Source organism: Verrucomicrobiota bacterium (genome assembly GCA_027622555.1).
GTDB lineage: Bacteria > Verrucomicrobiota > Verrucomicrobiia > Opitutales > UBA2995 > UBA2995.
In genome coordinates this window covers 36,048-57,540 of record JAQBYJ010000020.1, presented here as the reverse complement: position 1 = coordinate 57,540, position 21,493 = coordinate 36,048, and the positions used below count along the sequence as shown (strand labels likewise).

Annotated in this window: 21 protein-coding genes; 11 read left to right on the top strand and 10 right to left on the bottom strand. The window is 48.5% G+C overall.

Annotated elements, in window-relative coordinates:
• Nucleotides 1-9: 9 nt before the first annotated feature.
• Genes O3C43_07545 through O3C43_07535 form a run of 3 tightly spaced genes read right to left on the bottom strand, consistent with a single transcriptional unit; the run spans nt 10 to nt 3,524 of the window.
• Nucleotides 10-1,413 carry a sulfatase-like hydrolase/transferase gene (locus tag O3C43_07545; protein ID MDA1066341.1) on the bottom strand — a complete coding sequence of 468 codons (1,404 nt, stop codon included), beginning with the start codon at nt 1,411-1,413 and terminating at the stop codon, nt 10-12.
• Nucleotides 1,400-2,074 (bottom strand): ThuA domain-containing protein, encoded by a 675-nt coding sequence (locus O3C43_07540; GenBank protein MDA1066340.1) that lies wholly within the window; start codon nt 2,072-2,074, stop codon nt 1,400-1,402. Before O3C43_07540 ends, O3C43_07545 begins: the two co-directional genes overlap by 14 nt.
• A 4-nt stretch (nt 2,075-2,078) precedes the next feature.
• Entirely contained in the window at nt 2,079-3,524 is a 1,446-nt protein-coding gene (locus tag O3C43_07535; protein MDA1066339.1) for an arylsulfatase, read from the bottom strand.
• A gap of 141 nt (nt 3,525-3,665) precedes the next feature.
• Here O3C43_07535 and O3C43_07530 point away from each other — a divergent pair, with 141 nt between their 5' ends.
• The 3 genes from O3C43_07530 to O3C43_07520 all read left to right on the top strand — a co-directional run bounded on the left by O3C43_07530 (nt 3,666) and on the right by O3C43_07520 (nt 6,178).
• Entirely contained in the window at nt 3,666-4,883 is a 1,218-nt protein-coding gene (locus tag O3C43_07530; protein ID MDA1066338.1) for a PQQ-binding-like beta-propeller repeat protein, read from the top strand.
• A 150-nt stretch (nt 4,884-5,033) separates the two neighbouring features.
• The gene (locus O3C43_07525) at nt 5,034-5,717 is read left to right on the top strand and encodes an NAD-dependent deacylase (protein MDA1066337.1); all 684 of its coding nucleotides are present in this window, start codon (nt 5,034-5,036) and stop codon (nt 5,715-5,717) included.
• Between the two features lie 20 nt (nt 5,718-5,737).
• Nucleotides 5,738-6,178, top strand: a complete 441-nt coding sequence (locus O3C43_07520; protein ID MDA1066336.1) for a low molecular weight phosphatase family protein — start codon at nt 5,738-5,740, stop codon at nt 6,176-6,178.
• Nucleotides 6,179-6,766: 588 nt separating this feature from the next.
• On the opposite strand, the gene O3C43_07515 is transcribed toward O3C43_07520, so the two are convergent.
• The gene (locus tag O3C43_07515) at nt 6,767-7,924 is read right to left on the bottom strand and encodes an ATP-binding protein (GenBank protein ID MDA1066335.1); all 1,158 of its coding nucleotides are present in this window, start codon (nt 7,922-7,924) and stop codon (nt 6,767-6,769) included.
• A gap of 336 nt (nt 7,925-8,260) precedes the next feature.
• Here O3C43_07515 and O3C43_07510 point away from each other — a divergent pair, with 336 nt between their 5' ends.
• Nucleotides 8,261-8,524: a hypothetical protein gene (locus O3C43_07510; protein MDA1066334.1), complete on the top strand. Its 264-nt coding sequence runs from the start codon at nt 8,261-8,263 to the stop codon at nt 8,522-8,524.
• Nucleotides 8,525-8,530: 6 nt separating this feature from the next.
• Here O3C43_07510 and O3C43_07505 read toward each other — a convergent pair whose 3' ends face one another.
• Entirely contained in the window at nt 8,531-8,698 is a 168-nt protein-coding gene (locus tag O3C43_07505) for a hypothetical protein (GenBank protein MDA1066333.1), read from the bottom strand.
• A 933-nt stretch (nt 8,699-9,631) separates the two neighbouring features.
• On the opposite strand from O3C43_07505, the gene O3C43_07500 reads away from it, so the two are divergent.
• The 6 genes from O3C43_07500 (at nt 9,632) to O3C43_07475 (ending at nt 15,076) form a co-directional block, all read left to right on the top strand.
• Complete coding sequence (locus O3C43_07500; GenBank protein MDA1066332.1) at nt 9,632-9,826, top strand: sulfatase-like hydrolase/transferase; 195 nt, start codon at nt 9,632-9,634, stop codon at nt 9,824-9,826.
• A gap of 24 nt (nt 9,827-9,850) precedes the next feature.
• Nucleotides 9,851-10,090, top strand: a complete 240-nt coding sequence (locus O3C43_07495; protein MDA1066331.1) for a hypothetical protein — start codon at nt 9,851-9,853, stop codon at nt 10,088-10,090.
• An 11-nt stretch (nt 10,091-10,101) separates the two neighbouring features.
• Complete coding sequence (locus O3C43_07490; protein ID MDA1066330.1) at nt 10,102-10,680, top strand: hypothetical protein; 579 nt, start codon at nt 10,102-10,104, stop codon at nt 10,678-10,680.
• 142 nt (nt 10,681-10,822) lie between these two features.
• Complete coding sequence (locus O3C43_07485) at nt 10,823-12,421, top strand: sodium/solute symporter (GenBank protein MDA1066329.1); 1,599 nt, start codon at nt 10,823-10,825, stop codon at nt 12,419-12,421.
• 174 nt (nt 12,422-12,595) lie between these two features.
• Nucleotides 12,596-14,158 (top strand): sulfatase-like hydrolase/transferase, encoded by a 1,563-nt coding sequence (locus O3C43_07480; protein MDA1066328.1) that lies wholly within the window; start codon nt 12,596-12,598, stop codon nt 14,156-14,158.
• A gap of 84 nt (nt 14,159-14,242) precedes the next feature.
• A complete protein-coding gene (locus O3C43_07475) occupies nt 14,243-15,076 on the top strand; it encodes a fumarylacetoacetate hydrolase family protein (GenBank protein ID MDA1066327.1) in 834 nt (277 codons plus the stop codon).
• Nucleotides 15,077-15,192: 116 nt separating this feature from the next.
• Here O3C43_07475 and uxaC read toward each other — a convergent pair whose 3' ends face one another.
• The 5 genes from uxaC to O3C43_07450 are packed head-to-tail and all read right to left on the bottom strand — an operon-like array spanning nt 15,193 to nt 20,618.
• A complete protein-coding gene (gene uxaC, locus O3C43_07470) occupies nt 15,193-16,596 on the bottom strand; it encodes a glucuronate isomerase (protein ID MDA1066326.1) in 1,404 nt (467 codons plus the stop codon).
• A 12-nt stretch (nt 16,597-16,608) separates the two neighbouring features.
• Nucleotides 16,609-17,391 (bottom strand): SDR family oxidoreductase, encoded by a 783-nt coding sequence (locus tag O3C43_07465; GenBank protein ID MDA1066325.1) that lies wholly within the window; start codon nt 17,389-17,391, stop codon nt 16,609-16,611.
• Between the two features lie 12 nt (nt 17,392-17,403).
• Entirely contained in the window at nt 17,404-18,501 is a 1,098-nt protein-coding gene (locus O3C43_07460) for a sugar kinase (protein ID MDA1066324.1), read from the bottom strand.
• 23 nt (nt 18,502-18,524) lie between these two features.
• Nucleotides 18,525-19,622 (bottom strand): Ldh family oxidoreductase, encoded by a 1,098-nt coding sequence (locus O3C43_07455; GenBank protein MDA1066323.1) that lies wholly within the window; start codon nt 19,620-19,622, stop codon nt 18,525-18,527.
• A 21-nt stretch (nt 19,623-19,643) separates the two neighbouring features.
• Complete coding sequence (locus O3C43_07450; GenBank protein MDA1066322.1) at nt 19,644-20,618, bottom strand: phosphoglycerate dehydrogenase; 975 nt, start codon at nt 20,616-20,618, stop codon at nt 19,644-19,646.
• Between the two features lie 187 nt (nt 20,619-20,805).
• Here O3C43_07450 and O3C43_07445 point away from each other — a divergent pair, with 187 nt between their 5' ends.
• The gene (locus tag O3C43_07445) at nt 20,806-21,489 is read left to right on the top strand and encodes a hypothetical protein (protein ID MDA1066321.1); all 684 of its coding nucleotides are present in this window, start codon (nt 20,806-20,808) and stop codon (nt 21,487-21,489) included.
• Nucleotides 21,490-21,493 lie beyond the last annotated feature (4 nt).

The window sequence follows — 21,493 nt, the reverse complement described above, 5'->3', positions numbered from 1 at the left end:
TTAACAATATTATTGGCGAAGTTCTCCACAATCGGGATGAGGAAGCGGAATGCTCACGCCTTGAGCTTTCGGATTCATAAATGGTTCAGCGAGTGGACCATCGCCAATCGTGATGAGAACATTGTGTAACAGCTTATAGTTTTCCTTAACGGGCTCTTTTAATGCTGACGCTTCCAGCGGATGTTCTTCCAAAGGATCTAGCTGCATATCAATGAACCTTCCATCACCGTACAATTTATACTTCTGATTGAATACAAACCGGGCAGCCGGCATGGGTGTTTGGAAATAATCACTGCCCCACTGGGGATCGTAGTGCATGAAAATCCAGTCACGTGGTGCTAGGTCCGGGTTCTTTGCGTAAGGCAGGAAATTAATTCCATCCAGTTCTTTAAGTTTCTCTGCGGTAATCTGATTTGGTTTTACAGCCGCTGCTATCGTTGGAAACACATCCATGATATCCACCAAGCCATGTCGGACTTCGCCCTGGGGCAAGGTTCCCTTCCATTGAATGATATAAGGCACATGCGTGCCGGAATCTCGCGTGTACCACTTCCCACCCGCAACTGGCTGGCCGTTTCGCAGGGAGGTGATTTGTGGATGCGTTCCATTGTCGCCAATAAAAAAGATCAAGGTGTTTTCGGTCAGTTTATGCTCCTCCAATTTGTCCAATACCCGACCGACCATCTTATCCAGGTAAGCCATTATCCCGCTAAACTTTTCTTCCTTGGTTGTGGCCTCCAAGGAATCCGGGGTCGTCGTCCATGGATCATGCGCGAGCAAGGGCGTATAATATAAACAGAACGGCTCCTCTTTCTTTCGATCGATAAAATCCAACACGTAGTCGTTCAAAACTTTCGGGCCGAAATCATCTTTGCAATAGGTCCTGGCCTCACCATTGACGGTGAGTGTGGGTTGCCAGTAACGCTTGCCTTTCAAAAACCATTCCAACTGCCAGACGATGTGCTCATCGAAACCAACATCGGCAGGGTGGCTTCCACGACGGCCATCAAAATGATTTCCGGCCAACTGCCACTTTCCGGCAACCGCGGTACTGTAACCTTCGTCTTTGAGAAATTTGGAAAACGTATAGTGCTCAGGATTTAAATGAGCGAATGCCTCATAGTGCTTGAAGTTGTATGTTCCCGTCATCAACCGAGTTCGCGAGGTCGTGCAAACGGGTGTAGCATGCCCGGAATCAAAACGGACACCATGTTGAGCTAAAGAATCAATCCTTGGAGTGGAGTATTGGCCGCCATAGACACCTATCGTTTCGACCCCAATATCATCAGCAAAGATGACCACAATATTCGGCCTCGTTTCAGGAAGTCTGGAGTCGGAGATTTCCGAAGACTTTGAACAACCAGTAAGTACGGCCAGACACAAAACGAGGAACGAATATTTAAATATCATCATTCCGAACTACCCAGGATATACCCTGGCGCAAAATCTGGCGAAAGGACGGATGGCCCCACCCCACTGCATCGTGCCCCAGTTGGAAACAAAAAATGCGGCTCGCTCCAACCTCGCGAGTCCAAGCGGTAGACTTCATAGTATCCGGATGGTCCACTGTCAGCAGAAGCTGTCCATCAACTTCCTCACTCGGCATGTGATAGCCTTCGTCAACCGTTTGAAACGATTCCACTCCTTGCAATATGGGATGTGATACATCTCTCACCTCGACTCGCTGCTCGGTATCGAAATGGAAACTGAATCCTTCGTCCGGGTTTGAGGTTCTATTATTAATTCCGATTACGCCGTCCCAGAATGGCCACTCCGGAAAGGCAAAGAATGAGTGATGTAATGCCACCACACCCTGACCGCGCTCGAAGAGTCTTTCGATCGCTGGACGGGGATCTCGTTTGAACCAAGTGTCTTCCACCATGGGCACTTCGATTTGCATGGTGTAAAAAACGACTGCATCGTAGGCGTCTCGGATCTCATCAGGTGATGTGCCGAAATCGTCAATATGCTGTATGTAGGCATCCACTCCCTCCATTTCACGAAAGAGACCATGAAACACAGGAAGGTCAAAAGGATGGCCTCCCGTGATGACCGCAATTTTAAGATCCTCCATAAATTCAGTTCTGGGTCAGGTCCCAGTTTTCGTTGAATGGAGTATGCTGGTCCATCATCAGCTTGTGCAGTTGAGCGGCCAATCCAGGAAGTACAGTCGCTTGATCGTGTTGCTCGGCGATATCCCAAGTAATATCATACAATTCAACGGGGGCACTCTTGTTGTCCATCAATCCAACCCGAATGGCCTTCCATTGATTTAAATAAAGCACCGCCTGCTTTCCTCGGCGTTCCGGAAACTCCCAATAAAGAAACTCGTGATGGTTTTGCTGATGGCTGTTACCAGTCAATTCAGGAAGTATAGAAATTCCATCAGTATCCGGCATATCCATACCCAATATTTCTGCCATAGTTGGCATCATATCCCAGAATCCGGACATAAGAGCACTCTCGGTCTTTGGAGGAATTTTTCCTGGCCACGAAGCAATGAAAGGAACCCTCGTCCCACCATCGTATAAATCTCTTTTATAGCCCTGGAAATTTCCATTGGAATCGAAAAAAGCGTGGTCGTGATTTCCCTCGTGGTGTGGCCCATTGTCACTTGAAAACATAATCACCGTGTCTTCACTCAATCCGAGCTCGGCTACCAGAGCGACAATTTCTCCGACCCAGTCGTCGATGTACTGAATCATGCGGGCAAATCCTTTTTCCTGGATCGGCCACGCCTCATCCGAAAATACTCCAAGATCGTGGACGGCCATGCCGTTGGCGTTTGGGTTAATAATACGTTCGCCTGATTCCGACCAATCGTAGGTCCCTTCATTATTCGCGTGCGGGATGTTTAGAGCGTAATACAGGAAAAAGGAATTGTCCTTATTTGATCGAATGAAATTGAGTGCATTGTCGTGAATCAACTGCGGCGCATAATCAATTTTTTTGGTAGCCACTCCACGACCCTCCATGTCGAAGCGGTCGTCTTTGAAAAAGTCTGGCACCTCATTTCTTAATGGTTCGCGTTTACCATTATGAATCATGAATTCGGGGTAATAATTGTGGGCATGAAACATATTGAGATAACCGTAGAACTCATCGAATCCTGCACGCGCAGGGTCATCATTATCGGGTGGGCGGCCCACTCCCCACTTACCTATGCACGCGGTCTGATAGCCGGCACCTTTAAATAGCTTGGCCAAAGTAAATTCATCCGCTGGTAAGGAGCTGTATCCGTTGTCACGGATCGAACCTCGCCCACTATGCTTACCTGTCATCAAAACATAACGGGAAGGCGCGCAAACCGTTGCACCGGCATAGTGACTGGTAAACCGCATTCCATTCTCTGCAAGTCTGTCCAGATGGGGAGTTTGTAGTGTCTGCTGACCATAGCAGGACAGGTCGCCGTAACCAAGGTCGTCCGCTAGAATATAGATCACATTCGGGGTTGAAAATGCGGCTGTGCAAAAAAATGATACGGTAGCCGAAAAAAGAAGAAGAAGAAACTTCGGGGAACTCATTAGGCTACAGCTTTTCAAATCCTTGAGGCACTGAGCAAGCCCGAAGCAGGAGTTGAAGGACAATTCCTATTGATCCTCCAAAGTTCTTCGGGAATATACCCATTAAAGTAAGCTCCATTTCCCTAAGTCATGAAACACAAAATGAATTCCCATAAAACACAACTTGCCGGATTACTAACTGCCCTGTTCATATCAGGTTCGTACCTAAATGCTGAAGACTGGCCCCATTGGCTTGGGCCGAACGGAGACAACATCGTGGAAGCCGCCGACAACTTCGATCCGGATCTAAAGAATTGGAAAATCGCCTGGCAGACAGATGTGGGCCTTGGCTACTCGACCGTAACGAGCGCAAACGGAAAAGCCTACACCATGGGGCACGATGGAAAATCGAGCGAAACCATCATCTGTTTCAATGCGGCAACGGGTGAAAAGATTTGGGACCATACCTATTCCGGACAATTGATTCCTGCCATGCATGTGGGAGGTCCCAACGCATCGGTGACAGTGAGTGGTGATGTTGTCTACACCGTGAGCAAAGATGGCCGGGTTCTTTGCCTGAATGCTACATCTGGAGCTGTCCTCTGGAGTACCCAATTAACTGGATTATTGGACATGGAAGTTCCTAAGTGGGGATTTGGCAGCTCGCCCGTTGAATACCAGGGTGACCTGATTATCAGTGCTGGAAAAACAGTAGCTTTGGACAAATCCTCGGGTCGCCCAAGCTGGGTCTCCGACACGGCTTACAGGCCTGGCTATGGATCCCCGGTGGTTTTCGAGAACGATGGAAACAGCTTTATTGCCAGTATGGATTCCAGTGGGCTTTCCATCCTGGATGCTTCCAATGGTAAGGAAGTTGCGCGGCACGAAGTCCGATCCAAATACACCATGGTGGCCACCACTCCTGCGGTATTTAACAACGGGAAAGACATCTACATCTTTACCGACATGACGACTGAAGTGCTTAAGTTCGACGGAAAAAGTTTGACCTCAGAATGGGAGGACAAGAAATTGAAAGGCTCCTTATCGGGGTCTCTACTTATTGATGGCACCCTCTATGGACTGAACGGTACCCATAAGAACAATGGAACCAGTCTCTTCGCTCGCAATATCGATACCGGTGAGGAAATTTGGTCCGAACCCAATTTCGGTTTCGCCTCCATGATCGCGGTAGGAGATACCCTGGTCATCCTTACTGAAGACGGTGAACTGGTAACGGCACCCGTAAACGCTCGTGAGTTTAAAGAAATTTCACGCAAGAAACTGCTCGACGCCATTTGTTGGACAAATCCGACCTATGTGGGTGGCAGAATTTTTGTTCGAAATGAACACGGGGTGTTGATTGTGTTGGAACGTGCTTAACGGTAACGGCTATGGAAACACGGTTGTTCGACTGTAGGAGTGGAGCTTGCTCCTGATTCGATGCGCCTAAGTTTTTCCTGATCGGGAGCAAGCTCCGCTCCTACAAATATTTCGCAATCACCCATTTAAAACCAGCAATAACAATCTTAGTTGAACAGAGAAAAGATAGTCGTTCTGACCGGCGCAGGTATCAGCGCCGAAAGCGGATTGTCCACTTTTCGCGACAGCGGAGGTTTGTGGGAAACGTACTCGGTATACGACGTAGCCACCCCCGAAGGTTTTGCAGCCAACCCCGAGTTGGTTCTTGAGTTCTATAATCAACGCCGCAAAAAAGTTGCAAAAGCGCAACCCAACGCAGCGCACTTCGCTCTCGCCAAACTGGAAGAACAGTTTGACGTCACCATCGTCACGCAGAACGTGGATAATCTGCACGAGCGAGCCGGGTCATCGAACGTCGTCCATGTGCATGGAGAAATTTCCAAGGCACGAAGCTCCGTTGATCCCAGCCTGATTTCCGATATTGGATTCGATGACCTAAACATCGGTGATACCTGTGCAATGGGGAGCCAACTGCGGCCGCATATCGTCTGGTTCGGGGAATCGATTCAACATATGGAGGAAGCGGCGGACATCGTGGGACAGGCAGACAAGGTCCTCGTTATCGGCACGTCCCTTTCGGTTTATCCCGCAGCCGGGCTGGTAGACTATTGTCAGGATTCTTCCGAGAAAGCTCTGGTGGCTCTCGAGATAGATTATGTTCCCGCTGGGTTTCAATTCTATCAGGGCAAAGCAACCGAACACGTTCCGCGGATCGTTGACAAGTGGATGCGATAATCGCTTAAAGAACCACTACTATGAAAACGGTCCTCTTTATTTGCACAGGCAACTACTACCGCAGTCGATTTGCTGAAGAGGTTTTCAATCACCATGCTCAAAAACACGGACTGAATTGGCGTGCTGATTCGGCAGGGCTAAGAGTTCCGGAAACACGTCATGAAAATCCCGGATCCATTTCTCATTACGCACTGGATGCATTCAAGGAATACCGCGTCCACTCCACCAATCACAATCGGGATCCGAAGCAAGTCACAGAAACTCTCCTCAATGCAGCAGACCTGATCATCGCCACCAGCCTGGTGGAACATCAGTCAATGGCCCAGGAAAGGATTCCACTATTCCTTGAAAAAATAACGTTCTGGGATGTAGAGGATGTGGAGTTTGTAGAACCTGCAATTGCCTTGAAAGCCCTGTTCGACAGAACACATGCTCTGCTGAAAAGCCTCCGAGCCAATTGACATCATAATTGAGCCAGTCGACATCTGGTATCGTGGAATCAAAGAATCCAAAAACCCGTCGATCTCATCATCTTCTATGCCTGGGCTGTTGGGACGCCGATCACGGTTCTTTGGCCATGTAAGTTGCACTCCAGTAAGTCAGAGAACCTGGTCTGGGTTTTTATGCCGGAAGTCTAGCTTCCCATAAATTAGCGCAAGCAAACATCAGGCCCAGAATCACAAAGCGAATAAACACCCACAAACTGGATTCCCTTGTTTCCATCAGCATACATGAAAAGCAGGGTTTGAAAAAAGCACCTTTCACTCAGGCTCAACAATGTGACCACCAGTGGATATCTGCGAGACATCTGAGCCGCAAGAGATCGCAAGGAGCACGAAGAAGCAGGATTATGAGTTCTTTAGCGGCAATAAGGTATTCTGTTCGGGGTAGTCGGCGACTCGTCTTCATACATTACAGCGATGCATGCGCGATGGCCCTACCTATTAGATAACAAGCCTACTATTCACTTTGTACTCTCTTTACCTCCGTGAGAGAATTTTCTAAGATTTAGTGAAACTGGCCGAGGCAAGCATCGGGGAACTATAAACTTAAATGGGCTGAAGATCACTGAGCAACCTCTCCAAAGCAATAGCTCGAATGTTCTCATCCAAATCAAAAGAATGCTCGCCTGCATGGATAATGGAGAGCTGTGTCAATTTTAGATCCTGAAGGGCGCTTCTCATCGATAACGTTATTTTGGGAGCACTTGTGCGTTTAATTTCAAATCCAAGCCGTTGGCTGCCACGAACTACAAGCAGGTCTAGCTCGGCTCCACTGTAGGTAGCCCAGAAGTAGCACTCGTCGGAACGAACATCCAGCTGATGAATGATTTGATTCAGGACAAAGCCTTCCCAGGATGCGCCCAATTTTGGGTGAGACTCCAAATCCTTCAGTTCAGGTAGATTCAAAAGTGCATGCAAGACTCCGCTATCCTCGATATACACCTTGGGTGCTTTCACCTGCCGTTTGGAGATATTTTCGTGCCAAGGCTGCAGTTGCCTAACCACCAGTGCAGACGTTAAATGATCCAGATAGGTTCGGACGGTGGTATCTGCAACACCAAATGACCGGCCAAGTTCGGATGCATTCCATGTTTGGCCGTGATAATGGGCCAACATGGTCCAGAATCTTCTCATGGTTGTAGAGCTTACAGAAATACCCAGTTGGGGAAGATCCTGCTCAAGGAATGTGCGCGTATAACCCAACCGGTATTCAAAACTTTGTCGTTCTGAGGAAGCCAGAAAAGACTCGGGCATACCGCCTCTTAACCATAGTTTTTCACCATTGCTGGAACCAATTTCATCCAAGCTGAATCCTCCAAGTTCGTTATAAAAGATCCTGCCCGCCAGAGACTCGGAACTCTGCTTTAACAGTGCAGGCGATGCGCTGCCCAAAATTAAAAACTTAGCCGGGTTAGGCTTCCGGTCTGCCAGAACACGCAGTACGGGGAAAATATTCGGAATCCGCTGCACCTCATCAATTACCACAAGTCCTTCCAGGTTTTTGAGCGCGAGCATGGGGTCCGACAAGCGGGCTTCATCTTCCGGATTCTCCAGATCAAAGAAATGGACAGGACTTGATTGAGTCGAAACATAGTCTCTTGCCAGCGTTGTCTTCCCCACCTGCCGCGCACCAATTAAACCCACAATTCGGTGCCTTTCCAACAAACCACTCAGTGAATTCAGTGCCTTTTCTCGAATGATCATGGTGATAATTTACATTGAATATTCGGTTCGTCAAACCGAATATTCAATGGTTATATCGAAAACCTTATCTCAAATAACTCGCTATTTTTGCAATAAATCCAGCATTGCCGACAGTTTTTCGAGGACCTGGGAGCCGCCGAGAGTTTTCATTAAAACCAAACACTCATCAAAGACCGGCTGGCCATCCAGGATTCAGTCCTTTTGAAGAACGAGCAATCTTCCTTTCTGGGACCTACCCGCTTTCGGGGCAACTATGAAACTGTTGAGATCGTGCGCAATCCTCCCAACGTAGTCCCGGCGGTCAAGAGGCCCTAAATCGTTTCCTGAGTGTGCCAAATGGAACAAATTGAAACCGGAGCCGTAAAGGCTGAATGGATACTCGTATTCATCCAGGCTGGCATCATTGAAACGGAAGTTGGCCTGAGCACTGAAGAGTACGCCTTGTTTGAAGGTTGGAGTATTCAGTTAAACGCCCGGAACCTGTACCGAAAGAATGGCAATGACGATATTCCCGTGACCATCAATCCTGATGGACGGGTGGCGTTGATCCGGATCCCCAACGAGCAGCAGTTCTTTTTGTCGAATACCTTCAGGTTTTAGGTCCGCCTAGCTCGTAAGAATTATCAGGATGCCGGCTAGGATTCCTAACACACAAGGAAGCTTTCGGAAAAAGAGTTTTTCTTTGAAGAGGAAGGTCCCGGCAAAAAAGGTTACCAGAACGGCTCCCCGCCGAAGGCAGGCAATGACTGACACCATGGCATCCGGGTCGGCCATGGCTTTGAAATAGAAAAAGTCGGCCACTAAAAGGGCCAGGCCGATGGCTGGTATGCTCCACCGCCAATGGAACTGGGAATGAGAAAAGCATCAGAGCACCTACAATAGTGAATACCGGACCTGTGGACCGCACGCTACCCGCTATGCTGATAGGTAGATGCTTCACTGCAAAATAGGCGAACAGCCAGGAGGAACCAACCAGACAAGATTTGAGAAACAGCAGGCCGTGCTCCATCGCGGTGATCGGCCCCACCAGCAATTGGGGATGCGGAAGCATCTCGGGGTTCAGCCGACCTAAAACCAGCAAGGGAACCCAAACCAGGGCAGCAGCCAGATTGGAAAACAAGAGTACAGGTAAGACAGCGTTTCCATTAACCGACTGCTTTTAAAGCAAATCGTAGACACACAGCAACAGACCGGAACATATGGCCAGATACAGCCAAGTCATGAATTAGCTAAACGGATGTTTGATTTCATCCAAGGCATTGGCAGTCTTCCCTGCACTAAAGGCAACAATCGAAAGAAATAATGTCCTTAATTGGTGATCTTAAAAGAAAGGAGCCGACAGGATTTAGATTGCCAGAATCTCCAGTCTGGATGAAGATTTCAGGATGATTACCGTCCGAAAACGCGGGTTGCATGAGGACCGGAATGACCGCGAATACTGGGCAAATGCCAGTCCTCAAGAACGCCTAAAGGCAGTTCAAGTAATCAACAAATTAGAGGAGCCAAAGTATGCTGAACAGGCATTTCCTAGAATTCATCGAATTACTCGAAAAGCAAAAGGTTAGGTACATCCTCGTTGGTGGTTATGCACTACCGAAATTGAGACGAATCGCGGCATAAAGCCGCTCCTACAATCTTCGAGACTTCAAAGAAAACAGTTGGCCGAGGAAGAAAAATCTGGTCCGCTTCCGTTTCTTTTAAACCCCAATGCCACAACCTAATATTTTGTTTTGTATAGCCGATGATGCTGGCATGCACTTTGGTGCCTACGGCTGTCCCTGGGTGGATACCCCTTCATTTGATCGGGTAGCAAAAAACGGTATTTTGTTTCAGAATACGTTTACGCCAAACGCGAAGTGCGCGCCATCGCGGGCCTGCATTTTAACCGGACGAAATTCCTAACAGTTGGAGGAAGCGTGTAATCACATGCCCTATTTCCCGGCCAAGTTTAGGACTTTTGCGGAAACCCTGGGGGAGCATGGATACCACGTGGGTGTAACCAATAAGGGTTGGGCACCGGGAGATCCGGGCATGGTTGACGGAAAGCCACGAAATCTGTGCGGCACGCCCTACAACGAGCACATCTGCAAATCGCCAACAAGCTGTACATCAAGCAACGACTACACCGCCAATTTCAAATCGTTTTTCATGGAATGCAGGCGATAACGGGAAGAAGCTTGACCGAATTTTTTAATACCGATGCCGAAGGAACGATTAATCCGGATCGCGACCACCACCTAATGGGTAAGGAACGTCACGACATTGGTAGACCGCAAGACCAGGGTTATCCTATTCGGGGCATCATCAAGGATGATTTTCTTTATTTGAGAAATTTTGAGCCTGCTCGTTGGCCCGCCGGAAATCCCGAAACCGGTTATTTGAACTGCGATGGCAGTCCCACAAAGACGGAGATCCTCAAGTGTCGCGGGAACCCCGATACACGCCACTTCTGGGACTGGGCATTTGGTAAGCGCCCATTCGAGCAGATGTATCATTACATCGGCGATCCTGCCTGCATCACCAACCTGGCCAATGATCCGGGATATCGTGCGCGCAAAGAAGCCATGCGCGATCAACTCTTTGCCGAGCTGACTGAGCAGGGAGATCCACGGATGTTCGGCAATGGGAATATGTTTGAAAAATTTCCGTGTGCGAACCCTGAGGTAGCCAATTTCTATGAGCGTTACATGCAAGGCGAACGCATGCCGACCTTTTGGGTGAACGATAGTGATTATGAAGATGGACCGTTGGATTGAGTGGGAAGGATAATAATATTGAAAATAAAATTGTAGGAGCGGGTTTATCCCGCGATCCTTCCATGACTCCCGAGCAATCGCGGGATAAACCCGCTTATGTCTCCTACAGCAAAACAAGTTATCTGATAGAAACACTTACCCCATGTCGTTACAATTAATAGATATAATCATTGTCATCTTCTATATGGTGGGAGTGCTCGTATTTGGTATTTGGATCGGGCGTCGGGCGAATGAAGACCGCGAGGGATTTTTTCTGGGAGGAAGGAGTTTCTCCTGGATGCTGATCGGGACCTCTTTGTTCGCGACTAATATTTCCAGTGTGCAATTTGTCGGTCAGTCGGGACTGGCTTATGAAATAGGGATCGCTGCGGCCAATCCACAGCTGATCGGAGGCATCTGCCTGATGCTCTCGGCGGTATTCTTTATACCCATTTACTTGCGGACAAAGATATTTACCATTCCGGGATTTCTCGAGACACGGTATAACAAGTCCTCGAAGCTGATTTATTGCATCACAATGACAGTCTTCGGATTGTTCATGACCTCGATCATTTTATACACAGGCAGCTTGGTCATCCTCCAGTTGTTTGGATTTGACGAAAGCAAGATCTTTCTTTGCGCGCTGGTCCTGGGAATCGCGGTAGGAGTCTATGCCATTGTAGGTGGACTCTCTTCCGTGGTTTATACCGACCTGGTTCAATCAATCGTGCTTCTTATCGGCGGATTCCTGGTTCTTTTTCTTGGCCTGAATGCGGTGGGAGGGGTCAGTGGTTTACTCGAAACGGTCCCGGCCGATCACTTTGAATTGATGCTTCCATCGGACCATCCTCAAATGCCTTTTACGGGGGTCATGACCGGCGTATTTTTTATCAGCCTTTTTTGGGCGGTCAGTAATCAGGAGTTACTTCAAAGAACACTGGGGGCCAAAGATACGCGCAATGCTCAACTAGGAATGCTGTTAGGAGGTTTTCTAAAGCTGATCGCCATTTTCGTTTTGGTGTTCCCCGGCATTCTTGCTTTCAAGCTGATTCCCGGCATCAATCCGGACCGGGCTTACCCGGCACTGATTCAACAGATCTTACCGATCGGAATCTCCGGGATTGTGCTGGCAGGTTTTCTAGCAGCACTCATGTCGACCTTGGACTCATCCATCATGTCGTTAAGCTCCATTTTTGCCATCGACATCTATCCTCTGTTTAAAAAGGAGGTCACCGAAGAAAGAGCCTTGAAGGTCGGACGCATTGCGGCCATAAGCATTTTGGTCTGGGGAATCATCACAGCTCCGGTTATCCAGCACTTGGGACTTGTTTATCTGTTAATGCACAAAGTGTCGAGTTACCTCCTGCCGAGCATAGGCGTTTGTTATGTAATTGGTCGATTCAGCAAACGCGTGAATGGCTTCGGCGCTATCGTCACATTGGGACTAGGTTTCACGATTGGAACGGTAATCCTTTTAATTTCCACGCTGCCTTCGCTCAAGCCATACTGTCCTGATATCATTCTGAACAACCATTTCTACCACGTTAATTTCTTTCTGGTGCTAAGCTACATCACGATTCTGCTGGTTAGCAGTCGATTCCGGCCTGCACCTAAGACTGAAGAGTTGGCATTCATGAAGACCACCCAGGAAGAGAAAGACGACCAAGCAGCTACGTTGGAACGGGTTGGATTGCTCGGCTCTTTCAAGTTCTGGTCTCTCGTTTACCTCTGCGGTTTCGTCGGATTGTATTGGTTATTTTAAATCAAGAGCGGACAGTTCCTTCTGACTAATATTGTGGGAGCTGCTTTTTACCCCAATTCCCAATCTCATACAGGAAAAATCGCGGCATAAAGCCGCTCCTACAGTTTCCCTATTTTTCGTCCTCGTATTCTTCCGTAATTGACCTCCCCTGCCCTCTTTCCATGCTCCTGAGTAATGAGCGAAGAGAAACGCCCGAACGTACTTTGGATAACATCTGATCAACAACACTGGTTCACTATCGGCCTGCAGAATCCGGAGGTAAAAACACCCAATCTGGATCGACTGGCCAAACGGGGAACCCTGTTCAATCGCGCCTATTGCCCGAACCCGACCTGCACACCGACACGGTCGTCCATGATAACCGGAATGTATCCGAGTCAGCACGGAGCGTATTCTCTTGGAACCAAACTCCCCGAACACCACACAACCGTCGGTGAAGTTTATTCAAAGAATGGGTACAAGACCGCCCTGGTTGGCAAAGCTCACTTTCAGCAATTGGTTACGACTGAAGAATACCCATCCAAAGAGTCGTACCCGTTACTTCGTGATCTAGAGTATTGGAAAAAGGATGATGGCCCGTTTTACGGATTCGACCATGTGGAGCTTGCTCGTAATCACGCGGACGAGTGCCACGCTGGGCAGCACTACGCGCTCTGGATGGAAGATAAAGGACTCAAGGATTGGAAAAAACATTTCCAGAATAATTGGGGCGGTAAGGATGGAAATCCCTATTTTGATTTTAATGATCCGGGCGAAAAAACACAGCCACAGAAACACACCTGGACTATTCCTGAGGAGTATCATTATAACACCTGGATTGCCGAACGATCGAATGCATTACTTGAAGAATATGCAGCAGCCGACGAACCCTTCTTTCTCTGGTCCAGCTTCTTTGATCCACATCCGCCCTACCTTATCCCGGAACCTTGGGATAAGATGTACAATCCGGCAGATGTAACCGTGCCACAGGTTACACCCGGTGAGCATGACAAAAACCCGGAGCACTTTCGAAAAACACAGGAAGAGAATCCCGATTTTTCAGATTGGAAGGAAGAGGAGGGAGCTGAGATGCATGGCTGTTGCTCTCATCTGCAAGATAAAGAATCGTTGGCCAAAGATATCGCCATCTATTACGGAATGATCAGTTGTATGGATAAATACATAGGTCAGATTCTAGATAAATTGGATGAGCTCGGTTTGACGGAAAACACCCTGATTGTATTCACCTCTGATCACGGACATTTTTACGGTCATCATGGACTAAACGCAAAGGGTCCTTTTCACTACGAAGACGTGGTAAAGGTTCCTTTTATTGCAAGCTGGCCGAATAGGATTCCAGCCAATGCTGAAAACGCATCTCTGCAAAGTCTGGTAGATTTGGCCCCCACTTTTCTAAATGCCTGCGGACTGGATGTTCCGCGCAGCATGACCGGAGAAAACCAATTACCAAGCTGGTTGGGAGATGTGGGCTCGGTTCGGGATCACGTCCTGGTTGAGAACCGTCATCAACCACACACTATACACCTCAAAACTTACATCAACGAACGTTACAAGCTAAGTGTGTATTGGAAGCGTAACTATGGTGAACTATTTGATCTTCAAGAAGACCCGGGGGAAATTAACAATCTTTGGGACGATCCAGAGGCGGTCGCCTTAAAAGCAGAACTCATCCGCAAATTGCTGGATGCGGAGTTAGGCATAGAGCCTATCCCGATGCCCAGAACCGGACCGGCTTAAAAATCAACTAAAAGAATTACTGGAGTTTGGAACAAGCACCCTCCACAATAGCTCGTACTTCAAAAGAAAACCGTTAATTAAAACATGCCAAATCCCTACAAACTCTTCCGTCTTCCCAATGGACCCTACCTTGAACGCGACGACCAAAGTGGTTATCTCAACTCCGGATGGGATGATCTTTTTCGAGAAAAAGATTTGTATGGCTTTTTAGGCTCGGCTGAATTGACCTCCGGGGAAGTCAACTTAGAGGATTGCCTGGCACCTATCGAAGGCCAGGAGGTTTGGGCTTGCGGAGTAACTTACCACTCCAGTCGCTTGGCTAGAATGGAAGAATCCAAGGATGCGGGTGGCGGTGATTTTTATGCACGCGTTTACTCAGCGGAACGTCCTGAAATATTTTTTAAAGCAACTGCGTCTCGAGTATCCGGCCCAGGGCAGCCGGTTCGAATTCGCAAGGACTCGACTTGGGATGTTCCAGAACCCGAGTTGACTTTGGTGCTCTCCTCCTTCGGAGACATTGTTGGATATACGATCGGGAACGATATGAGCTCACGAAGCATTGAAGGAGAGAATCCACTCTACCTTCCACAGGCAAAGACCTACGAACAGTGCGCCGGGTTAGGTCCATGTATCCTCGTATCGCCTACGCCGCTTGCTCCAGAAACAGACATCGAACTAACCATCCACAGAAACGGGGAAGTTGCTTTCGACGGGAGTTGTAAATTGAGCGATATGAAACGGACGCCCGAGGAACTGAGAAGTTACCTGACAAGGGAACTGAAATTTCCCAACGGTGCGTTTGTGATGACTGGGACAGGCATCGTGCCCGGAAACGACTTTACCCTGGAACCGGGTGACGAGGTCACCATTACCATCGAACCCATCGGGACACTGGTAAATCCCGTGATACGAAACTAAGCAGAAACCCAGGGAGTGAACTTAAGTAGAAGAAAGCTCCTTAAAAGCTTTGGTGGATTAACAGTTGGAGGGATTCTTGTCGTCGCCATCGTGTTGGCCACTTGGGATTGAGCTTCTTACTCCTCGAATCCAAAAAACCGGGCAGCATTTCCGTAACAGATGTTGCGAACCATCGGACCGACCAAGGAGAGGTCATGGGGTATTTCCCCACTCTCAATATCGTCTCCGAATAAATTACAAAGGATTCTGCGAAAGTATTCGTGCCGCGGATAGGAAAGAAATGACCGCGAGTCGGTGAGCATTCCGACAAAGTGCGATATCAGGCCCATGGCAGAAAGTGCATTCATTTGATCAATCATTCCCTCCTTTTGATCAAGGTGCCACCAACCTGAGCCGAGCTGAATCTTACCTGCGGTGGATCCATCCTGGAAATTTCCAAGCATCGAAGCCATGACGTAGTTGTCGGCATTATTGAGATTATAAATAATGACTTTCGGGCACTGCCCAGTCTGATCAAGGCTATCAAGAAAACGGCTCATAGCTGCCGCCTGCGGATAATCTCCAGTAGAATCAAATCCGGTATCCGGACCTATTTTTTTAAACATACGCGTGTTATTGCTCCGCATAGCCCCAAGGTGAAACTGCATGGTAAACCCTTTCTCAGCGTTCCAACGTCCAACTTCCCGCATCAGATAAAAAGCAAACTGCTCCTTCTCCTGAGGTGAAGCCGACTGGCCAGCTCTGGCGCTTTGATAAATCGAAGCCACCTGTTCATGCGTGGTGACCGCAAAAAAGCAGCGTTCAAGCCCATGGTCAGACAATCGACCGCCCATCTCGGCAAAGAAGTCGTGACGTGATTGTAACGCGGCTAGAAAATCATCGAGCGAATCAACACCCATACCTGACACGGCGGCCAGACTCTCAACCCAGCTATTCCAGGCCCCGGGCTGATCAACATTGAGACCTTTATCCGGACGAAAAGTAGGAACCACACGCGTATCGAGACCCAACCCTGCGATCGTTTTGTGATGCTCTAATGAATCGGTAGGATCATCCGTTGTGCCCACCACTTTTACATCAAAGTTCTTCAGAATGCCATGGGCGCAAAGATCATCCGATTTCAACTTGATATTCGCTTCCTGCCAGATTTCAGGAGCGGTGTTTTCATTGATCAACAGATCGATTCCGAAGTAACGTTTCAGCTCCAGGTGACTCCAATGATAAAGCGGATTTCTCAGGGTGTTCGGAACTGTTTTGCACCAGGCGAGAAACTTGTCATAGGGATCGGCCTCTCCGGTGCAATAGGCTTCGCCTACTCCGTTGCTGCGCATGGCGCGCCATTTGTAATGGTCCCCCTCCAGCCAGATCTCAAACAGATTTTCAAAACGACGATTGTTGGCTACATCCTGAGGAGGCAAGTGACAGTGATAATCACAGATCGGCTCGGCCTTGGCATACTCGTTGTAGAGCGCTTTGGCGGATTTGCTTTGAAGGAGAAAATCGTCGTTAATAAAGCTCATAATTTCGAAATGCTAAATGGTCATGGCAGCATAACCACCATCAACCACCATTTCTGTTCCGGTGATGAAGGATCCTGCTTTGTCAGAGGCTAGAAGAAGTGTTACTCCGACTAACTCATCGGAATTTCCAAAACGTTTCATTGGGGTGTGACCCATAATAGCTTCGACGCGGTCTGGAGAGAGAATCTTTCGATTTTGCTCAGCCGGGAAAAACCCGGGAACCAATGTATTCACTCGAATATTCTTAGGCGCCCACTCACGAGCCAAGTTTTTCGATAGGTTATGCACTGCCGCTTTTGTGGCGGAATACGTGAACACGCGGGAAAGCGGAATAAGACCCGACATGGACCCGACATTAATAATACTTCCACCTTCACCACGGTCTACCAAATACTTTCCGAACACCTGGCAGCTCAGAAAAACCGCCTTCATGTTGATATCGAAAATGCGATCATACTCATCTTCGGGTACCTCAAGGAAAGGAGTCGCTGCATTCGTGCCAGCACCGTTCACAAGAATATCGACTTTCCCTGAACGCTCCAGGACAGCGTCCAGAATTTGTTGAATACCTGCCTTGGTTGAAAGATTCCCAGGGATGAAGTATCCTTTACCTCCGTGCTCGGCAACAGCTGCCAAACGCGCATCGGCCTTTTCCTGGCTTCGGCCAATAAGAACCACTTCAGCACCGGCACGCGCAAGCCCTTCGGCCATCGTACCGCAGAGTTCACCTGTGCCGCCGATAACCACGGCCACTTTGCCATCCAGGCCAAAAAGAGTTTTTAAATAATCGCTCATAATGGGTATTCTTTATCTAACTACACGTGCACCGCCACCGCCCATGACCTTTTCAACTTCGGCAACGGTAGCCATTGAAGTATCTCCTGGAGTCGTCATGGCCAAGGCTCCGTGAGCTGCGCCATAATTAACCGCCTTCGCGGGATCACCCGTCTTCATGAATCCGTAAATAAGTCCGGAAGCGAAGCTGTCGCCTCCGCCAACGCGGTCCATGATCTCAAGTGCCGGGTAGGCATTCGATTCATAAAATTTTCCATCATGCCAGCAGATGGCACCCCAGTCATTCACGGTCGCTGTTTTCACTGCGCGCAAGGTGGTAGCGGTAGCTTTGAAATTTGGAAACTCGGACACAGCTGTTTCGATCATTTTCTTGAAGCTGTCGATTTCGATGTGGGAAATATTTTCGTCCACCCCTTCAACTTCGAATCCAAGACAGGCGGTAAAATCTTCTTCATTCCCAATCATCACATCGACGTATTGGGCAATTTCACGATTCACGCTTTGTGCCTTCTCATGACCGCCAATACTCTTCCAAAGCGAGGGCCGGTAATTCAAATCATAGGACACAATCGTTCCATGTTTCTTGGCCACTTTAACCGCTTCGATTACCACATCGGGAGTCGTAGAAGACAGAGCCGCATAGATTCCTCCGGTGTGGAACCAACGAACTCCCTGATTTCCAAAAAGCTCTTCCCAATCAATGTCACCGGGCTTCAGCTGACTTGCGGCGGTTAACCCACGATCAGGGACTCCCACGGCGCCACGAATCCCGAAACCACGCTCCGTGAAATTCAAGCCATTGCGCACTTCACGACCGAGACCATCGTAAGGCACCCACTTGATCCAGGATGTGTCGACTCCACCTTGCATAATAAAGTCTTCAATCAAATGTCCCACTTCATTGTCGGCAAAGGCCGTAACGACTCCGGCACGCAGGCCAAAACATTTGCGACCACCGCGAGCCACATTGTATTCTCCGCCGCCTTCCCAGGCTTGGAAACTTCGGGCCGTGCGTATGCGGCCTTCGCCTGGATCGAGGCGAAGCATAATTTCGCCTAATGAAACGATGTCATATTTACAGGACTCTGCTGATTTTATTTCAATACTCATAATTTGTCCGATATTTAAAAAAATTATTGGGCAACGGGGAAGGCAGTGCGATCCCATTTTTCAGCACCACACTCTTCGGCAATCTCGTCAAAGGCATCGAGCTCCGCTTCCGAAAACAGCAGCCCATTATTTTTTTCCGACCGGGCTGCGGCACCGGCTTCGATCTGGCCTGGAAGCAAACAGTTTTCATTTCCATGGCCAAGAATGTCTTCAATCACGGCCTTTACGTTTTCGGCCTGACTGCGACCTTTGGCGAAGGCACCACCACTCATGGCATCTGGATGAATAACCTGAAAATAGAAACAGGGTGTGCGCTTTTCTTCCGGATCAGGTAAAGGGCGACTACGTAGAGTCGGAAGCGAACCCCCGATCAACCCCCCTACCAACTCGTTGATAAGACTCAGACCATAACCCTTGTGAGCGCCAAAAGGAATCAATGCCTCAGCTGCATTGGCGTCGGTGGTCGGATTTCCATCCTTGTCAACAGCTGCGTTGGGAGGCAAAGGTGCGCCTTCGCGTTTGAGCTGTTGAACCCGCCCCATGGCAACAACCGATGTGGCCCAGTCAATGACAATGGGATATCCGATAGCTTCGGTGGTTGGAAAGCCCCAACTATGTGGATTGGTTCCCAAAGTGGGAAACTTTCCCATGAAAGGTACGACTTCCGCGAGTGCGGCTGTGCAATTGGTGTAGGCGATATATCCGCGTTTCGCAGCTTCCATTACATACCCTCCACCCCACAAATAATGAAATGCGTTGTCCACGCTGACCTGCCCGATTCCAAACTCGTCTGCTAGTTCGATGCATCGATCCAAGGCTGCATAAGCGGTTGCTTGCCCCAGTTTGCGATTCGCATTCCAGATCTCCGAGGCAGCAAACTTTGAAGGTAGCTTCTCAATGGTGGCGTCAGGCACACAACCATCGGCCATGGAGCCAAAAAGATGATCCAAGTGAAGTGCTTTGATCGCGTTGTGAGTTCTGATCCCGTGCCAGGATGCATAGGAAGAGAATCGAGCTGCGGCTGCCGACTCATCTTTCGAAAACCCACGATGCTGGTAGGCTTTTTCAACAAGGTCGCCGTGAAGGAACGAAGGGACTACATAAAACGTTTCGCTGCTCATAACTGAAATTAATAAAGGAAATTATTCCGTGGGCCAAGGTGCCTTATTCGCCTGCGCTTCGGCGGGTTTTCCGGCAAAGAAGTTTAACAAGTTCCTTGTGGCCATTCCTGCCTGCCGTTGAACGGACTCGTGCGTACGAGAACCGATATGCGGAGTAACCAGACAGTTTTTGGCAGAAAGTAATACATGGTCAGCCGGTGGCGGCTCGACGTCCAATACATCGGTGCCATAACCGCCTACCTTACCTGCATTGAGGGCATTAGCCATGGCTTGCGGTTCAACCAACTCTCCACGCGCGCAATTGAGCAACACGACCCCGTCTTTCATGGTAGCGATGCTTTCGGCATTGACCATGGAATGAGTTTCATCGGTAAGGTTGGTATGAAGAGAAAGAATATCAGCAGCACGGAATACTTCGGCGATGCTTTCTAAACGAGTAATCCCCTGCTCTTCGGCAAAGGCTTCCGGCCAATAAATATCGTACCCGATCACCGACATGCCAAAGGCTTTGGCACGAATGGCCACCTCACGACCTATACGGCCCAGCCCGACAATGCCAATGGTTTTGCCCATGATCTCATTACCAGTCAGTCGTTTCCAGTTACCAGCCCTGGTATGGTTGACCTCTTCGACGAGATTGCGGAAGAGCCCCAACATCAGCCCGAAGGTATGTTCGGCTACCGTTGTGTGATTCACTCCCGGACAAAAGGTGAGTGGAAGTCCTACTTTCTCAGTATGGGCAACATCGATTTTGTCGAGGCCGATTCCGTATTTGGAAATGACTTTGAGTCTTGGCAGCGCCTTGTCGATAACGGCGGCAGTGATGGCGTCATCGCCACAGATCATTCCATCAATTTCTCCCACGAGCTCAAGCATGCGCGCTTCGGTAAGAGGCCCGCGTTCACGAATGATTTCAAAACCGGATTGCTCCAATAGATCATGGTGTGGACCTGGTATATCCTGAAAAGAAGTGGTGGTTAATAGGATTCGAATCATGGTAAACGACGATTAGTCTAACACGTGTTAGTTCCTGTCCAGAAAAAAGGACAAGCGAATAAAAACGGAGGAACCTATACAGATTCGGCAAACTAAAATTACTTCCCTAATGAAATAATTTGTTTACTTGAGAAGAGAGTCAGCCTTTGAGATTGCCACAACTTCGGGATCGTACTACCAGAAAATCATGAAATTCAGACTTTTCTTCGCGATTATGTCCCTTGCGCATATCGGAAACTTGATTGTCCAAGCGGCAACCCCGGCAAAAACAGACAAAGATATTAGTGAGGAGCTTACTTCCTATCAAAGAGTATCGATGTATCTGGGTCATAGTCTCTATCGATCTAACCCTATTGAACGACAAAATGAAATCCTTTGGGGAATAAAAGGAGTAAAGCCCATGCTAGAGATAGCCAAAGATCTAGAGGGAAACTTTGACGCGCAAACAATTGAGCAAAAAATGATCTCCGCTCTCAAAGAAAATGCTGTGCCAATTGATACGGAAAATGGTCATCTTCTTTTATTTCGAATACGCGGAGTATGGGACAAAGGTAGCGTGAATTTAGCCTACACCTATGACCTGGATCTTGTTGAGAAGGTTTATGTATATAGAGAGGGGCAAATAAAATCCAATTATCGGTCTGTATGGAATATTTCGAATATGGGATTTGCCGGCAAAGATGTTTATCAAAACGCCATGTTGATCAACGTAGTCTCGGCCACTGAAATTTTTTCCAAAGCATTTTATGAACAACTGGACGCCGATATTCTTTCCGGTACTCCGAGAAGGGCCAAGTCGTTGTTTCAGAGAATCCGAGACGGCGATGAAGATATTATGAAACTTATCGGTGACGAGAAACTCGGAGAATAGGCCA